The sequence below is a fragment of the Mesorhizobium australafricanum genome, from assembly GCF_033977265.1.
Taxonomy (GTDB): Bacteria; Pseudomonadota; Alphaproteobacteria; order Rhizobiales; family Rhizobiaceae; genus Mesorhizobium; species Mesorhizobium australafricanum.
Genome location: NZ_JAVIIT010000023.1, coordinates 63,345 through 78,578, shown reverse-complemented (window position 1 = coordinate 78,578; position 15,234 = coordinate 63,345). Strand labels below are relative to the sequence as shown.

Here is a 15,234-nt window from a genome sequence, read left to right as displayed (position 1 = left end):
GAAATATCCTTCAGGCCGCAGATGCCGACAAAGTTCCAATCAGCCACCGCATCAAAAAATGCGCCTGGAATGACGCCTATCTCATCCAGGCGATAACTCATATGCGATAGCCCTGCCCGCAAGGGGGGAGATTGGCAGTTCTGGCGCTCCGCCATTCTCCCAACGTTGGAGATCGGCGAAACCGGCTGAGCGTTCAATCTCCCCCCTTGCGGGGGAGATGGCCGGCAGGCCAGAGGGGGGTGCTGTCCCTCGGCGATGAAAACTACCCCCGCTTCAACACTTTCCCCAGTTCGAAGAACTCCTTCCACGGATCGGCCTTCTTCAACTGCGCCAGCGTCGTCTCGTCGCCAAGCGGGAAGGCGTTGGGCGCAAGGCCCTTTTCAAGCTCCTGCCAGGTCACCGGCATCGATACCGTCGCGCCCTTCTTGGCGCGCGATGAGTATGGCGCGACGGTGGTCGAGCCGCGGCCGTTGCGCAGATAGTCGACGAAGATCTTGCCGGTGCGCGCCTTCTTCGACAGCGTCGCTGTGTAGCGGTCTGGCGCCGCCTGCTCCAGCGCGCGGGCAAAATCATGCGCGAAATCCTTGACCGCGTCCCACTCCGCCGACGGTTTCAGCGGCACCAGCACGTGATAGCCCTTGCCGCCGGAGGTCTTGACCAGGTTGGGCAGCGACAGCGCGTCGAGCTGCTTGCGGATGTCGAGCGCCGCCTCACGCACCCGGCTGACGTCGACGCCTTCGTCCGGATCGAGGTCGAAGATGATCTGGTCCGGCTTTTCCAGCTTGTCGATGGTGCAGCCCCAGATATGGACTTCGACCACGCCGTACTGGACAAGTGCTGCAAGCCCGTCGAAATCCTTGATGAACAGGATTTCCTCGCCGTCGGTCGGATCCTTCATCCGCGCGATCTTGTCGCTCATGCCGGGCGAGGCGTGTTTCTGGAAGAAGCGCTGGCCGTGGATGCCGTCCGGCGCGCGCACCAGGCTCAGCGGCCGGTTGACGACGAATTGCTCCATGCGCGGCCAGACCAGCGCGTAGTGATCGAGCAGGTCCTGCTTGGAAATCTTTTCGTCGGGCCACAGCAGCTTGTCGGGGTGCGAGAGCTTTATCGAGGTTCTTGGCGTTCCGGCCGAGGGCTTCGGCGCGGTCTTGGCGCCCGACTTTGCTTCGGTCTCGGCCTTGGACTTCTTCGGCTGTTCCTGCACGACTTCCTCCGCCGGCTTGTCCTCGCGCAATCCTTGGAACGAGGCATGGCGGATTATACGGTCGGATGTCCAGCTGCGGAACTCCACCTCGCCGACGAGTTCAGGCTTGACGAAGGTGAGGCCCTTGCCCTTCGGCACCGCGGCCGAGAAGGGCGATACCTTTGCCTCGAGCCCGTCGAGCTTCTTCTTGAGATCCGCTGCCACCTTGCCGGAGAAGCCGGTGCCGACGCGGCCGGCATAGTGCAGCTTGCCGCCTTCGTTGAACCCGACCAGCAGCGAGCGCAGGCCGCGTCCTGTCTTGTCCGAGGGCAGATAGCCGCCAATGACGAATTCCTGGCGCAGCGTGCATTTCGACTTGATCCAGGTCAGGCCACGACCGCTGCGGTAGGACGCATCGGCGCGCTTCGACACCACGCCTTCCAGGCCCATGCGGCAGACATGCTGCAGCATGACCTTGCCGGGCTGGTGGAAATGGTCGCTGAAGCGCAGCGCCGAATTTTCGGGCTGCTCGCCGAGCAGCTCGGCCAGCGCCTGCTTGCGCTCCACCAATGGCTCGCGGCGCAAATCATTGCCGTCGAGCCGCATCAGGTCGAAGACATAGTAGACGAAGCGGTCGGCGCGACGGGCCGACAGGTCCGCCTGCAGCAACGGGAAGGACGAGACGCCGCTGTCGGCCAACACCACGATCTCGCCGTCGATGATGGCGTCGCGGCATTTCAGCCCCGCCAGCGCCGCGGTGACCGGCCCGTCGAATTTACCGGTCCAGTCGAGACCGGCGCGGGTGAGCAGCCTGACGTCGCTGCCGGCGATCTGCGCCTGCATGCGGTAGCCGTCGAACTTTACTTCGTGCAGCCAGTCGTCGCCGGCAGGCGCGTCCTTTTCCAACGTCGCCAGCTGCGGCTCGATGAAGTCGAGACGCTTGCCATGCCCGGCCTTGGCCTTGCCGGCGGCAGGCCTGTTGGAATGCCAGACTTTCGGCTTCTCGCCCCTGGCGGCCTTGCCTTCGCCGACTTCCTCGATGGTCAGCCCCGACTTCACCGATTTCGGCTGTTCCTTAAGAACATCCTCGCCGGGCCGGGCGGCGGCATCGTCTGACTTGATCAGCAGCCAATTGTCGCGCTTTTCGCCGGGGCGAGGCCTCAACCTGACCAGATGCCAGCGGCCATTGAGCTTGTGGCCTTCGAGCTCGAAGTCGATATGGCCCTTCTTCATCGCCTGGGCCGGATCGCCGTCAGGGATCCATCTGCCTTCGTCCCAGACGATCACCGAGCCGCCGCCATACTGGCCCTTCGGAATGGTGCCTTCGAAGGAGGCGTAGTCGATCGGATGATCCTCGACATGGACAGCCAGCCGCTTCTCATGCGGATCGAGGCTCGGGCCGCGCGTCACCGCCCAGCTCCACAGCACGCCGTCATGCTCCAGCCGGAAATCATAGTGAAGCCGGGTCGCGGCGTGCTTCTGGACGACGAAGAGGCCGCCTGCCTTCTTGCCGCGAGCTACTTTGCCGGCGGGCTCGGCGGTTTTCTTGAAATCGCGCTTGGCGTGATACTGTTCGAGGCTCGCCACGATTGCGCCCTCCTAGGCCGACTTGCGCTTCGGCGCGGAAGCCTTGCTCTTCGCCCGCCCCGCCGGCGCCTTCGCCGAGGATTTGCCGGCCTTGCCACCGCCGTCGGAATTCAGGCTCTTCTTCAGCGCGTCGAACAAATTGACGACATTGGACGGCCTCGGCGGCGCCTTGGCCTTCGGCGGCTTCTTGCCGGCCTTCTTGGCGCGGATGAGTTCGAGCAGCGCATCCTCATAGCGATCGTCGAATTTCGACGGATCGAACTTCGCCTTCTTCTTGTCGATGATGTGCTGGGCCAGGTCGATCATCTCGTCGTCGGTCTTCGCCGCCTTGATGTCGTCGAAGACCGTGTCCGGTTGGCGCACCGTATTGTCGTAGCGCAGCGTGGTCAGCACCATGCCTTTGCCGAGCGGCTCGATCACCACCGGGCGTTCGCGTTGATAGAGCACGAGGCGGGCAAGGCCTGCCATCTTCCTGGCCGCCATCGCGTCGCGGATGACGGCGAAAGCCTCTCCGGAGACCTTGTCCGCCGGCGCCACGTAATAGGGCGTGTCGAGATAGATCTGCTCGATCGAGGATTTCTCGACGAAGCCGTCGAGGCTCATCGTATGCGAGGACTCGATCTGCACCGCCTCGATCTCCTCCTCCTCGATATGGATGAAGTCGCCGCCGTCGACCTCATAGCCCTTGATCTCGTCGCCGTCGTCCAGCGGCTTGCCAGTTTCGGCATCGACATAGATGCGTTTGACGGTATTGCCGGTCTTGCGGTTGAGGATGCGGAACGAGACTTTTTCGGCATGGGTGACGACATTGGTCAACTCGATGGCGCAGGTGACCAGCGACAGCTTCAGATAGCCCTTCCAGGCGGGGCGCGGCGCCATGGCAAACTCCCTTGCGTGCATAGACCGGTTTTCAACGCAACGGGCGTGGCCTGCAGCCGGTTCCTGCCGTTTGCCCGGCGAGCAAGGAAATTTCCCGGCGGCGACGAATCGTGAAACAGAAGCGCGCCCAAGCGACATTCAGACGAAACATATGTGATGCAAAAGTCACACGAACCGAAATCGCGACAAAAGGCGTGGAAAGACCGCGAATCAGCCGCAATCCGGCCACGATGCAACGACTTTCGGACCAGAAATTAACATCACGTTCACCGACTATTCACGCCTCGACGCTATGCTCTCGAACAATTCGGACGGGACATCCGAAAGCGGGACAGGGACCAAGTAAAATGAACTTCTGGAACCACATCACCGGCTACGCCGCCGCCATTCGCGAATTCGTCGCGCCGACCTATCGGCCGGAGCGCTATTACATGCGCGGCCCGGGCCCGGCCTGCGCGCGCCGCGGCAACTCGCTGGGCGTCAGCGCGAACTGACCATGACCCGCGAAAGAGGCCACCACAGCATCTGCAGGCCGGCCGCCGACCAGCGCGCCACGACCTACCGCGCCGAGCGCCTTGCGCTTGCCGCCAACTGGCGTGCGACAACGCCGCGACTTTGACGCCGCCGCCGGCTGGCTTGTTTTTATGCATGTCGTTGTCCCAGAACCGCGTACACTTCTGGGCGACATGCATTGGTGTCTTAAGGCACAAGCAGCCGGGGCCGCCATGACCGACCTGCCCGAACCGAACCGTCCCGCCTCTCCGAGCCAGACCTATGACGCTCGCCAGCCGCTGATCGTCTTCGACGGCGTCTGCGTGTTCTGCTCAGGCTTCGTCCAGCTCCTCCTGAAACTCGACCGGAAAAAACGCTTCCGTTTTGCCACGGCGCAATCGCCGCTCGGCGAGGCGCTGTTTCGCCAGCACGGCCTGCCGACCGACGATTACGACAGCAACCTCGCCATCATCGACGGCGCGGCCTTCACGCGCCTCGACAGCTTCATCGCGGTCATGACAGCGCTCGGCTGGCCATGGCGTGCGGCGAAGGCGCTGCTCATCCTGCCGCGGCCGCTGCGCGACTGGGTCTACGACCGAGTCGCCAAGAACCGCTATGCGCTGTTCGGCCGCAAGGACAGTTGCGACATCCCATCCGCCGAATTGCGGCAGCGGCTGGTCGGTTAGTTCCCGACACAGGGATTTTGAAAGGTTGCCGTTTGTCTTGGTGCAAGATTTTCCGTTCATTTCCGTGAAATCAGCGCAAACGCCGGAGATTGGTTGAAGCCGCCAACGTCGTGATGGGCGTTTCGGCCAATCTCCAAGGCATGCCACCTGCCAACGCAAGCAAAGCCGACCGCACCCGGTCGTCGGGCTGATCGCGCGCTATCGCGGCTGGCTGGAGCCCGCGCAGGCGGTTTTCGGCGGCGAACCTCAATCCGGCAGCGCCGCGACCGCGACGATTTCGATGACGATATCGGCTTGAGCAAGGGCTGCGACCCCGATCACCTCCGAGGGCGGCGGGTTGTTATAGCTGCAATGCTTGGGGCAATGCTCGGCAAAGAACTCGTCCAGCACGTCCAGGCGAAAATTGGATGAACTCAGAACGCCGCCATCGGGAAATGGCCCCCTGACAAAGAAGGTCAATCGGATGAGATGTTCGAGACCGCTGCCGAGTTCCTCCAGATCCGATTTGATGTTGCCGAGCACCGCGCGCCACTGCGCCGCGGCATCGCCGGCGAAGCCGCTGCCCTTGTTACCCATCGGATCGTAGTCGTCCGATGTCGCCGTGTTTCCGCATAGGTAGACGGTGCCCTTCGCTCCGCTGACGACCGTTCCTTTTCCCCATGGCATCAGCCGGCCGTTCTTGAATTTCTTGTGGGTCACGAGTTCCATTCTCTTCTTCCTTCTCGCGCGCGATGGGCCCGACCCGCGTGAAAAGGATAGGGCTGCGAGCTACGGCTGCCAGTATTCAAGCATCCCGCGATCGGACTGACTGCCTGGAATCCTGGTCCTTGCGGAATCTCGTGACGAAGACGAAAGATTTTTCGCTGCGCCTGTCGAAATCGGTCGATGCCACACGACATAGGTCGGCACGCGACGATGCGGCCTTCAGGAAGAACGGGAGAAGACCATGCGATACATGCTTTTGATCTACAATGACGAAGCCGCGATGGCGAATGCTCCGAAAGAGCAGACCCAGCAGGTCCTCGCTGCCTACGGCGCCTATACCGAGGCGCTGCACAAATCCGGCGTGTGGCTGGCCGGCGACAGGCTGCGCCCGACCCAGGCGACCACCTCCGTGCGACTGGCTGGCGGCAAGACCAATGTGCTCGACGGCCCCTATGCCGACACCAAGGAGCAGCTCGCCGGCTTCTATATGATCGAGGTGGCCGACATCGACGCCGCCATCGAATGGGCGGCGCGCTGCCCCGCCGCCAGCAGCGGCACGGTCGAGGTGCGGCCGATCTGGGAGATGGCCGAGTACATAGCCGCGTAGCGAGCCCTGTGATGGACGATCGCTCCGAGATCGCGCGGGCGGCGGCCGAGGCGGCCGCCCGGCGCAGCTACGGCAAGCTGGTCGCCTGGCTGGCGGCCCGCACGCGCGACGTCGCCGGCGCCGAGGACGCGCTGGCCGATGCCTTCGCCGCCGCGCTCGAACGCTGGCCGCGGACCGGCGTGCCGGCGCAGCCGGAGGCCTGGCTGCTCTCGGTGGCGCGGCGGCGCGACGTGGACGCGGTGCGGCGGCGGCTGACCGGCGAGGCCGCCCGCGATCATCTGCAGCTGATTGCGGAAGAGATGGAGGCGCGCATGAGCGGCGAGGACCTGCCTGACGACCGGCTGCGGCTGATGTTTGCCTGCGCCCATCCGGCGATCGAATCGAGCGTGCGCGCGCCGCTGATCCTGCAGACGACCCTCGGTTTCGACGCCGCGACGATCGCCTCGGCCTTCCTGGTTTCGCCGGCGACGATGGGGCAGCGGCTGGTGCGGGCCAAGGCGCGCATCCGCGAGACCGGGATCCCGTTCCGCGTGCCGGAGCAGGCGGAGCTCGGCGACCGGCTTGGCGCGGTGCTGGAAGCGATCTACGCCACTTTCGCCGAAGGCTGGGCGGATGCGACCGGCACCGATACCAGGCGGCGCAACCTCGCCACCGAAGGCATCTGGCTTGGACGGCTGGTCGCCTCGCTGATGCCGGACGAGCCGGAGGCGCTCGGACTGCTGGCGCTGATGCTTTTCGCCGAGGCGCGCCGCTCGGCGAGGCGCGGCCCGGAAGGGGACTTCGTGCCGCTTGCCGAGCAGGATATCGCGCTCTGGGACGACAGCCTGATCGACGAGGCGGAAGCCTTGCTGGCGCGCGCCGCGCAAAGAAAAATCATCGGCCGCTACCAGCTGGAGGCGGCCGTGCAGTCCGCCCACACCGCGCGACGGCGTGGCAGCGGTACCGACTGGGTGGCCATCCGCCAGCTTTACGACGCGCTGCTCTCCGTTGCGGGCTCACCGGTGGTGGCGATCAACCGCGCGGTGGCGATCGCCGAAACCGAGGGCGCCCCGGCGGGACTGGCGGCGCTTTACGTGCTCGGCGACGACAAGCGGCTGCAAGACTACCAGCCCTACTGGGCCGCACGCGCCGGCCTGTTGGCCAGGCTCGGCAACAGGAAGCAGGCCGCCGCCTCCTACGACCAGGCGATCGGCCTCGAGCGCGACCCCGCGCTGCGGCGTTTCCTGCAAGGTGAGAAGGCGAAGCTTACCAGGAGTTAGAGCATTTAATAGAATGCTCTAACTCTTCTAATTTCCGTGAAATCAGCGCAAACGCTGGAGATTGGCTAGAGCCTCCGCAACCTCGTCATCCCTGGGCGCAGCAGCCGCGAAGCGGCGTCGCGGAGCCCCTGGGATCCATGCCGTTACCTTGATCGTAGAACACGGCGGAGCAGAATTCTGGACCATTGCGGCGCGTCGAAGTCACGGCATGGATCCTCGGGTCTGCGCGCGTCGCTTCGCTCCTTGCTCCGCCCGTGGATGACGATCGCGATGGCCGTTTCGGCCAATCTCCAATGCATGCAACCTGCCAGCGCAAACTTAGCCGACCGGCCAAGATTCCTGTGCCGCGGAACCAGTTGCTTGTTTTACGCAATTCCGGACGGAAGGCCCGGGCGAAATCGCCGAGCTCAACCGCCGCGCACTTTCAAGGCCACATCTCGTGGGATGCATTCAGTTTGCGCATGAGCTCATTCTGACGCAGCCTCGCCCACAGGCGCTCGATGTTTGGCCAGGCGCTGCGTGCTTTCTCGACATCAGGATGCCAGGCCACAAGCATCACGAGGTAGATGTCGGCTAGCGAGAGCGTCTCGCCGGCCAGCCAATCACGGCCGGCCAGCGCCTGGTCGAGAATGGCAAAGCCGCGATCCATCTCGGCGACCGCCGCCTTCTTCACCGGCTGCAGGCCTTCGCCATCGGCGGTGTAGCGGTGCGCGTAATAGAGCCGCAGGATCGCCGGATAGAGCACCGACGACATGAAGGCCATCCAGCGCAGGAAGTCGGCGCGGCCGGGCGAGCCCGCTTCCGGCGCGAGACGCGCTTCCGGGTGACGCTCGGCAAGCAGGATGCAGATGGCCGCCGATTCCGTCAGCGAATGGCCGTTCGGCAGCGTCAGCGCCGGCACCTGGTTCAGCGGGCTGATGGCGAGGAAGGCCGGATCGGGCGGATCTTTCTTCGGCACGTCGATCTGTTCGAAGGGCACGCCGGCCATGGCAAGCGCCGCCTCGACGACGAAGCCGCCGCTGCCTGGGCGCGTATAGAGCTTGTACATGCAAAATCCTCCCGCCGGCCGATCGAGGCCCGGCTAGAGAGGTTTGGATCGAAGCCGCATCTCGCTCAAGCGAAACGACGGGCGCCAGAGGCGTTTTTTCAGCGGTCCAGCCAGGATCAAGCCCGGCCGCTTGTTCGCAAGCCCTTGAGATTGGCTGTGGCGTACCCGACTTCGTCATCCACGGGCGCAGCAAGGAGCGAAGCGACGCGCGCAGACCCGAGTATCCATGCCGTGACGTCTCCACGTCACAAGCCTTGCGGGTCTTTCTGTCGACAGCAGCTCCGTTATCTCGGCAAGATGTGGCGACAGACGGTATCCATTCTGGACCGTGGCACTCGTTGGCCACGGTCACGGCATGGATCCCAGGGTCTACGCGCGTCGCTTCGCTCCTGCTTCGCCCTGGGATGACGACGGTGAGGGCTGCTGAGGCCACTCTCCGAGGGGTATGATCGCTCTACGCGCCCAGCCCGTCGAACAGGATGGTCGAGAGATAGCGCTCGGCGAAGGAGGGGATGATGACGACGAGGTTCTTGCCCTTGTTCTCGGGCCGCGAGCCGACGACGATCGCGGCCTGCAGCGCTGCGCCCGACGAGATGCCGACGGGAACGCCTTCGAGTCGGGCGACGAGACGGGCATTGGCGACCGAATCCTCGTTCGAAACCCTGACGACCTCGTCATAGACCGACGTATCGAGGATTTTCGGCGCGAACCCCGCGCCGATGCCCTGGATCTTGTGTGGGCCGGGCTGGCCGCCCGACAGCACCGGCGAGGCCTCCGGCTCGACCGCGACGACCTGCAGCGAAGGCTTGCGCTTCTTCAGCACCTGGCCGACGCCGGTGATGGTGCCGCCGGTGCCGATGCCGGCAACGAAGATATCGACCTCGCCACTGGTGTCGTTCCAGATCTCCTCGGCCGTCGTGCGGCGGTGGATTTCGGGATTGGCCGGGTTTTCGAACTGCTGCGGGATGATGGCGTTGGGCAGCGTCGCGGCGAGCTCGTCGGCCTTGGCGATGGCGCCCTTCATGCCTTTCGGCCCCTCGGTCAGCACCAGCTCGGCGCCGAGCAGCGCCAGCATCTTGCGGCGCTCGACCGACATGGTCTCCGGCATGGTCAGGATCAGCTTGTAGCCCTTGGCGGCGGCGGCGAAAGCGAGCGCGATGCCGGTATTGCCCGAGGTCGGCTCGATCAAAGTGGTCTTGCCGGGCGAGATCTTGCCGGCCTCCTCCAGCGCCTCGATCATGGCGACGCCGATGCGGTCCTTGACAGAAGAGATCGGATTGAAGAATTCGAGCTTGGCCATGAGATTGGCGACGATGCCCTTCTCCCTGGCGAACTTGTCCAGCCTGACCAGCGGCGTGTCGCCAATCGTCTCGGTGATCGAGTTGAAGATGCGGCCGCGGCCGGGGACGCGCGCGGAGGTGACGGGCTTGTTCATTGGTTCGCTCCCAAGGCAATGGCACAGGCAAACAGAATAGGGCTTTCAGCCGCGCAAGATAGGCTGAGGTTCGAAAATATCCGAGTGGGGCGGTTGCTCAAAACCGCCCGAGACCGGAAACGCATTTTCCGCCGCGGCGAGTTTCAGGAATGGTTTGGCTCAAATAAACAGCTGCTGAGATCGGCGCTTACTGCCGGGCCGCAATAGCGGCCGCCGCGCCCATCATGAAGCCGGCGGCGGTGCGGTTCAACAGCTTCAGCGCGCGCGGCGATTTCAGGAACCAGCGCGCCTTGGCGGCTAAAGCCAGGTAGGGCACCAGCACCACGAACAGCACCACCACGGTAAGCATCGCCAGGATGGCGTAGTCGGCAAGCGTGATCGTCTTCAGGTCGACGATGGTCGGCGTGATGGCGAGATAGAAGATCATCGTCTTCGGATTGCCGAGCGTGACGGTCAGCCCGGCGATGAAGCTCGATATCAGTCCGCCCTTGGCCTTCCGCGCCTCGACGGTCTCGGGCGTGATGCCGCTGGTCCAGAAGCGCCAGGCAAGAAAGGCGAGATAGCCGACACCGGCCCATTTGACGGCAAGAAAGACCATGCCGAAGGTCTGGGCTACAAAGGCGAGCCCGAGCACCACGGCGGTGAGATAAGTGAGGTCGCCGAGCATCAGGCCGAACGACATGGCGAGCGAGGAGCGGAAGCCGGAGCCGAGCGCGCGGGCGACAAGCGCCGTGACGCCCGGACCTGGAATGGCGGCGGCGACGCCGAGGGCGGCGCTGTAAGCGAGGAATCCGGTGAGTGTCATGGTTCAAGCCTGGCGTGTGATCCCCAACGGGACCGATGTGGAGGCACGGCTACTATCATGATGCCGGGTCGACGGTAATTCCCTCACCGTGGGATTCGTTGCGCCAGTTTGCCCGGGGAGTGTTCCCGGCAGGGGCATTTGGCAGGCGCGCGCCTTAGAGATTGGTTGGAACGGCCCAGCCTCGTCATCCACGGGCGGAGCAAGGAGCGAAGCGACGCGCGCAGACCCGAGGATCCATTCCGTGACTTCCGAGCGCTGCTGCGGTGCAGAATTCTGCTCCGCTGCATTCCACGGCTCAGGTCACGGAATGGATTCCAGGGTCTCCGCGACGCCGCTTCGCGGCTGCTCCGCCCTGGAATGACGAGGTTGAGGGGCTTGCGCCAATCGCCAGCGTTTGCGCTGATTTCACGGAAATGAGCGACGAATGCCTTCGCCTTTCGACAAGGGCAACTTCCAAGATCCTCTTTCGAGGGCTACCCACCATACGCAATGCGCCAGATGGTGCCGTTGCCGTCCTCGGTGAGGATCAGCGCGCCATCCCGGGCCACCGCGATGCCGACCGGCCGGCCCCAGACCGCGTCGTCGGAAATGACGAAGCCGGTGGCGAAGTCCTCGTATTCGCCGGTCGGCTTGCCGTCTTTGAACTTCAGCCGCACGAGCTTGTAGCCGGTGCGGACATCGCGGTTCCATGAGCCGTGCAGGGTGACGAAGGCGTCACCCCGATACTCGGCAGGGAAATTGCCGCCGTCGTAGAAGGCAATGTTGAGCGGCGCCGAATGCGCCTGGATCAGCACGTCGGGCATCGTGACCTTGCCGGCGAGGTCCGGGCGCGCGCCCTTGTGGCGCGGGTCCTCATTGTCGCCGATATAGTACCAGGGCCAGCCATAGAAGGCGCCCTCCTTGACGGCAGTGGCATATTCGAAGGGGACGTTGTCGCCAAGCTCGTCGCGTTCGTTGACGACGCACCAGAGCGCGCCTGTCGCGGGCTGCACAGCCATGCCGGAGCAGTTGCGCAGGCCGGTGGCGACGGTCCTGCGGTTCTTGCCGTCGGGATCGAAGGCCAGCACAGCGGCGCGGCCCTGTTCGGGACCCCAGGCCTCCCCCAGCGGCTGCGATTTCGCCCACGCCTCGACACCGCCCTTCGGCTTTGCGCCCATATCCTCGGCGATGTTGGAGCCGGAGCCGACCGACAGATAGAGCGTCTTGCCGTCGCGCGAGAAGGCGATGTCGCGGGTCCAATGATGGCTGGCCGGGATTTTCGCGACGACGGTTTCCGGCTTGCCGGACGCTTCGAGGTCGCCGTCGCGATAGGGGAACCGGACGACGCTGTTGCTGTTGGCGACATAGACCCATTGCGGCTTGTCGCCCGGCGGATAGAAGGCGATGCCGTAGGGCCGGGTCAGGCCCTTGACGAAGATCGACGTCTGGCCGGGCTTGGCGCTATCCTCGGCCACGCGGTAGACGCGGACCTGATTGGCTCGGCTGTCGGCCACGAAGAGGTCGCCATTCGGCGCCACGCGCACGACGCGGGGATTTTCGATGCCCGATACGACAAGTTCGGCGGAGAAGCCCGGCGGAAGCTTTGGCTTCGCATCCTCAGGGCGATCGGTGACACCGCCGCCGTTTGAAGCGGACTCCGTCACATAGGGTTTCTGCAAATCTTCAGGCTTCAGCAGCCGGCGCACGCCCGGGCGGTCGGCTTTCCAGTCGCCGAAGGCCTTTTCGCCGCGGAGCAGGGGGTGATCGGCCTGCTGCGCAAAGGCGCCGCCGGCGAGAACCAGCGCAAGGCCCGCAAGGCCGGCGATCCGCATCATGGCTGTTCTCCGTCTTTTTGCGCCTGCTCGCCGTCGTCATTCCAGGGCGAAGCAGGAGCGAAGCTCCGTCGCGGAGACCCTGGAATCCATGCCGTTACCTTGATCGAAGAGCGCAGCGGAACAGAATTCTGGACCGTAGCAACGCATTGACGTCACGGCATGGATCCTCGGGTCTGCGCCGCGTCGCTACGCTCCTTGCTCCGCCCGTGGATGACGAAGCGATAGAGGTTTCGGCTATTCTCCACGGCGTGCAATCTGCCCACGCGGCACCATCCGATCCATCAAATTTCCCTGCTGGGAAACTAGGATCGACGGGTGCTCTGAACAGAGGGGGCCGATTTCACAGCGGCTCCCCATCAGTCAGCCTCTTCGGCATCCAGATCGTCGTCGAGGCGCTTTTCCAATTCGACGAGATCAGCAGGGAGGGGCAGGCCCATGGCGCGCAGTTCCCTCAGCTTCTCGCGCAGCTGTTCCTGGATCTCGTGCTCGTCTTGCGGCTGATTGATCATTTCCTGGAGCAGGAGGTCGATCTGGGCCTTGATTGCTTCCAGCGCCATTTTTCTTGCCTCCCTTTTGATGTGCTAGCGGAGCATTCGTGAAATCAGCTGCGCCGTGTAGTCGACCATCGGCACGATGCGGGCGTAGTTGAGCCTGGTCGGGCCGATGACGCCGAGCGCGCCGATGACGCGGGCATCCTTGTCGCGATAGGGCGCGACGACCAGCGACGATCCGGACAGCGAAAACAGCTTGTTCTCCGAGCCGATGAAGATGCGCACGCCTGGCCCTTCCTCGGCGAGGTCGAGCAGCTGCAGCAGCCCGTCCTGCGTTTCCAGGTCCTCGAACAGATGGCGCAGCAATTCGATGTCTGCCTGGGCGGTGACATTTTCCAGAAGGTTGGCGCGGCCGCGCACGATGAGGCGCGCCGGCAGGCCGCTTTCGGCACCCGCCCAGACCGCGAGACCTTTCTCGACCAGATCCTGCGACAGCGTATCGAGCGCCGCCCTGGTCTCGTCCTTGATGCGGGCGATTTCCGCCCGCGCTTCGGCGAGCGTGCGGCCGCGGATATGCGCGTTGAGGAAGTTCGAGGCCTCATGCAGCTGCGACACGGTGGTGCCGACGGGCAGGTCGACGACGCGGTTTTCGACATCGCCGTTCTGCGAGACCAGCACGGCGAGCGCCTTGGTCGGTTCGAGCTGGATGAATTCGATGTGCTTCAGCGCCACTTCGTTCTTGGAGGCAAGCACGAGGCCGGCACCGCGCGACATGCCGGACAGCATCTGGCTGGCCTCGGTCAGCATATGCTCCAGCGTCGCGCCGGAACCGGAGGCACGCACCTGCGCCTCGATGATGCGGCGTTCGTCGTCGGAAAGGTCGCCGAGCTCCATGAAGGCATCGACGAAGAAGCGCAGCCCTGTCTGGGTCGGCAGGCGGCCGGCGGAGATGTGCGGCGCGTAGATCAGGCCCAGATGCTCGAGGTCGCTCATCACGTTGCGGATGGTGGCCGGCGACAGCGACGAAGGCAGGATGCGCGACAGGCTGCGCGAGCCGACCGGCTCGCCGTCACGCAGATAAGACTCGACAATCCGCCGGAAAATGTCGCGCGAGCGCATGTCGAGTGACTGAAGCACCGGCGACTGCGACGTCGGATCGACTGGCTTGTTCATTCCGGCGAGAAACCTCCTGCTAAAAAGATATAGACTTAAGCCACTCCGGCGCAACCCAGTGCCGCGTTTGCGGTCACGGTGCCGCGTTTGCGGTCACGGTGCCGCGCTTGCGGTCACCCGCCCGTTTTCTTCACGACCGCGTTTTCCTTTGCGACCCGGTTTTCCTTTGCGACTTGCGTCGCATGCGTCTACAAGCCGGCCACGATTCCGGAAAACGAGAAGAAAGCAGGCCGAATGCGCCCCTCCAAACGCCAAGCCGACGAAATGCGCGCCATCTCCTTCGAGCGCGGCGTCTCCAAGCACGCCGAAGGCTCGTGCCTGGTGAAGTTCGGCGACACGCATGTGTTGTGCACGGCGAGCCTGGAGGAAAAAGTGCCGGCCTGGATGCGCAATTCCGGCAAGGGCTGGGTGACGGCCGAGTATGGCATGCTGCCGCGCTCGACCGGCGAGCGCATGCGGCGCGAGGCATCCGCCGGCAAGCAGGGCGGCCGCACGCTGGAGATCCAGCGGCTGATCGGCCGGAGCTTGCGCGCCGTGGTCGACCTGCAGGCGCTCGGCGAACAGCAGATCACCGTCGACTGCGACGTCATCCAGGCCGACGGCGGCACCCGCACCGCCTCGATCACCGGCGGCTGGGTGGCGCTCTACGACTGCCTGCGCTGGATGGAGGCGCGCCAGATGGTGAGCGTCGCCAAGGTGCTGAAGGACCATGTCGCGGCGATCTCCTGCGGCATCCATGACGGCCAGCCGGTCATCGATCTCGATTATCTCGAGGATTCCTCCGCCGGCACCGACGCCAATTTCGTCATGACCGGCAAGGGCGGCATCGTCGAGATCCAGGGCACGGCGGAAGGCGAGCCTTTTTCCGAGGAGCAGTTCGGCTCGCTGATGGGACTGGCGAAGAAGGGGATTCAGCGGCTGGTGAGCTTGCAGCAGATGGCGGTGGCCTGACGTTGAATGCGATGAGGTCGGCGATCCTTCACACCCCCCTCTGGCCTGCCGGCCATCTCCCCCGCAAGGGGGGAGATTGGGTATCGTCTTGGCCTTCGCCAATCTCCAACGCTGAAAGG

At 64.4% G+C, this 15,234-nt stretch carries 15 protein-coding genes; 6 read left to right on the top strand and 9 right to left on the bottom strand.

Going from position 1 to position 15,234, the window contains the following annotated elements; all coding sequences use genetic code 11:
* Positions 1 to 262: 262 nt before the first annotated feature.
* Positions 263 to 2,770, bottom strand: coding sequence for a DNA ligase D (gene ligD, locus RFM98_RS28755; protein WP_320311936.1), 2,508 nt, complete (start codon positions 2,768 to 2,770; stop codon positions 263 to 265).
* A 12-nt stretch (positions 2,771 to 2,782) separates the two neighbouring features.
* A complete protein-coding gene (ku, locus tag RFM98_RS28750; protein ID WP_320311935.1) occupies positions 2,783 to 3,649 on the bottom strand; it encodes a non-homologous end joining protein Ku in 867 nt (288 codons plus the stop codon).
* Positions 3,650 to 3,996: 347 nt separating this feature from the next.
* Between ku and RFM98_RS28745 the strand changes: the two genes are divergently transcribed.
* From RFM98_RS28745 to RFM98_RS28735, 3 genes are all read left to right on the top strand, one after another.
* A complete protein-coding gene (locus RFM98_RS28745) occupies positions 3,997 to 4,143 on the top strand; it encodes a hypothetical protein (protein WP_112128857.1) in 147 nt (48 codons plus the stop codon).
* Positions 4,144 to 4,145: 2 nt separating this feature from the next.
* Positions 4,146 to 4,268, top strand: a complete 123-nt coding sequence (locus tag RFM98_RS28740) for a hypothetical protein (RefSeq protein ID WP_320311934.1) — start codon at positions 4,146 to 4,148, stop codon at positions 4,266 to 4,268.
* 106 nt (positions 4,269 to 4,374) lie between these two features.
* Positions 4,375 to 4,827: a thiol-disulfide oxidoreductase DCC family protein gene (locus RFM98_RS28735; protein WP_320311933.1), complete on the top strand. Its 453-nt coding sequence runs from the start codon at positions 4,375 to 4,377 to the stop codon at positions 4,825 to 4,827.
* Between the two features lie 246 nt (positions 4,828 to 5,073).
* Here RFM98_RS28735 and RFM98_RS28730 read toward each other — a convergent pair whose 3' ends face one another.
* Positions 5,074 to 5,535, bottom strand: a complete 462-nt coding sequence (locus RFM98_RS28730; protein ID WP_320311932.1) for a RidA family protein — start codon at positions 5,533 to 5,535, stop codon at positions 5,074 to 5,076.
* A 238-nt stretch (positions 5,536 to 5,773) separates the two neighbouring features.
* Here RFM98_RS28730 and RFM98_RS28725 point away from each other — a divergent pair, with 238 nt between their 5' ends.
* Together RFM98_RS28725 and RFM98_RS28720 are read left to right on the top strand one after the other, a co-directional pair.
* Positions 5,774 to 6,139 carry a YciI family protein gene (locus RFM98_RS28725; protein WP_320311931.1) on the top strand — a complete coding sequence of 122 codons (366 nt, stop codon included), beginning with the start codon at positions 5,774 to 5,776 and terminating at the stop codon, positions 6,137 to 6,139.
* A gap of 11 nt (positions 6,140 to 6,150) precedes the next feature.
* The gene (locus tag RFM98_RS28720; RefSeq protein WP_320311930.1) at positions 6,151 to 7,398 is read left to right on the top strand and encodes an RNA polymerase sigma factor; all 1,248 of its coding nucleotides are present in this window, start codon (positions 6,151 to 6,153) and stop codon (positions 7,396 to 7,398) included.
* Between the two features lie 424 nt (positions 7,399 to 7,822).
* Here RFM98_RS28720 and RFM98_RS28715 read toward each other — a convergent pair whose 3' ends face one another.
* The 6 genes from RFM98_RS28715 to hrcA all read right to left on the bottom strand — a co-directional run bounded on the left by RFM98_RS28715 (position 7,823) and on the right by hrcA (position 14,164).
* A complete protein-coding gene (locus RFM98_RS28715) occupies positions 7,823 to 8,446 on the bottom strand; it encodes a glutathione S-transferase family protein (RefSeq protein WP_320311929.1) in 624 nt (207 codons plus the stop codon).
* A 454-nt stretch (positions 8,447 to 8,900) separates the two neighbouring features.
* Positions 8,901 to 9,881 (bottom strand): cysteine synthase A, encoded by a 981-nt coding sequence (cysK, locus tag RFM98_RS28710; RefSeq protein ID WP_320311928.1) that lies wholly within the window; start codon positions 9,879 to 9,881, stop codon positions 8,901 to 8,903.
* Between the two features lie 187 nt (positions 9,882 to 10,068).
* Entirely contained in the window at positions 10,069 to 10,686 is a 618-nt protein-coding gene (locus RFM98_RS28705; protein WP_320311927.1) for a LysE family translocator, read from the bottom strand.
* Positions 10,687 to 11,159: 473 nt separating this feature from the next.
* A complete protein-coding gene (locus tag RFM98_RS28700; protein ID WP_320311926.1) occupies positions 11,160 to 12,500 on the bottom strand; it encodes a PQQ-dependent sugar dehydrogenase in 1,341 nt (446 codons plus the stop codon).
* Positions 12,501 to 12,856: 356 nt separating this feature from the next.
* Positions 12,857 to 13,057: a hypothetical protein gene (locus tag RFM98_RS28695; RefSeq protein WP_320311925.1), complete on the bottom strand. Its 201-nt coding sequence runs from the start codon at positions 13,055 to 13,057 to the stop codon at positions 12,857 to 12,859.
* A 24-nt stretch (positions 13,058 to 13,081) separates the two neighbouring features.
* On the bottom strand, positions 13,082 to 14,164 hold the full coding sequence (gene hrcA, locus RFM98_RS28690) for a heat-inducible transcriptional repressor HrcA (protein ID WP_320215822.1): 1,083 nt from the start codon (positions 14,162 to 14,164) through the stop codon (positions 13,082 to 13,084).
* A 234-nt stretch (positions 14,165 to 14,398) separates the two neighbouring features.
* Between hrcA and rph the strand changes: the two genes are divergently transcribed.
* Positions 14,399 to 15,115, top strand: a complete 717-nt coding sequence (gene rph, locus RFM98_RS28685) for a ribonuclease PH (RefSeq protein ID WP_320311924.1) — start codon at positions 14,399 to 14,401, stop codon at positions 15,113 to 15,115.
* The last annotated feature ends 119 nt before the right edge of the window (positions 15,116 to 15,234 follow it).

What these genes read in the sequence shown, in the direction of transcription:
- ku (WP_320311935.1), bottom strand. Translation starts at nt 3,649, where the DNA reads ATGGCGCCGCGCCCCGCCTGGAAGGGCTATCTGAAGCTGTCGCTGGTC.
- RFM98_RS28745 (WP_112128857.1), top strand. Translation starts at nt 3,997, where the DNA reads ATGAACTTCTGGAACCACATCACCGGCTACGCCGCCGCCATTCGCGAA.
- RFM98_RS28740 (WP_320311934.1), top strand. Translation starts at nt 4,146, where the DNA reads ATGACCCGCGAAAGAGGCCACCACAGCATCTGCAGGCCGGCCGCCGAC.
- RFM98_RS28735 (WP_320311933.1), top strand. Translation starts at nt 4,375, where the DNA reads ATGACCGACCTGCCCGAACCGAACCGTCCCGCCTCTCCGAGCCAGACC.
- RFM98_RS28730 (WP_320311932.1), bottom strand. Translation starts at nt 5,535, where the DNA reads ATGGAACTCGTGACCCACAAGAAATTCAAGAACGGCCGGCTGATGCCA.
- RFM98_RS28725 (WP_320311931.1), top strand. Translation starts at nt 5,774, where the DNA reads ATGCGATACATGCTTTTGATCTACAATGACGAAGCCGCGATGGCGAAT.
- RFM98_RS28720 (WP_320311930.1), top strand. Translation starts at nt 6,151, where the DNA reads ATGGACGATCGCTCCGAGATCGCGCGGGCGGCGGCCGAGGCGGCCGCC.
- RFM98_RS28715 (WP_320311929.1), bottom strand. Translation starts at nt 8,446, where the DNA reads ATGTACAAGCTCTATACGCGCCCAGGCAGCGGCGGCTTCGTCGTCGAG.
- cysK (WP_320311928.1), bottom strand. Translation starts at nt 9,881, where the DNA reads ATGAACAAGCCCGTCACCTCCGCGCGCGTCCCCGGCCGCGGCCGCATC.
- RFM98_RS28705 (WP_320311927.1), bottom strand. Translation starts at nt 10,686, where the DNA reads ATGACACTCACCGGATTCCTCGCTTACAGCGCCGCCCTCGGCGTCGCC.
- RFM98_RS28700 (WP_320311926.1), bottom strand. Translation starts at nt 12,500, where the DNA reads ATGATGCGGATCGCCGGCCTTGCGGGCCTTGCGCTGGTTCTCGCCGGC.
- RFM98_RS28695 (WP_320311925.1), bottom strand. Translation starts at nt 13,057, where the DNA reads ATGGCGCTGGAAGCAATCAAGGCCCAGATCGACCTCCTGCTCCAGGAA.
- hrcA (WP_320215822.1), bottom strand. Translation starts at nt 14,164, where the DNA reads ATGAACAAGCCAGTCGATCCGACGTCGCAGTCGCCGGTGCTTCAGTCA.
- rph (WP_320311924.1), top strand. Translation starts at nt 14,399, where the DNA reads ATGCGCCCCTCCAAACGCCAAGCCGACGAAATGCGCGCCATCTCCTTC.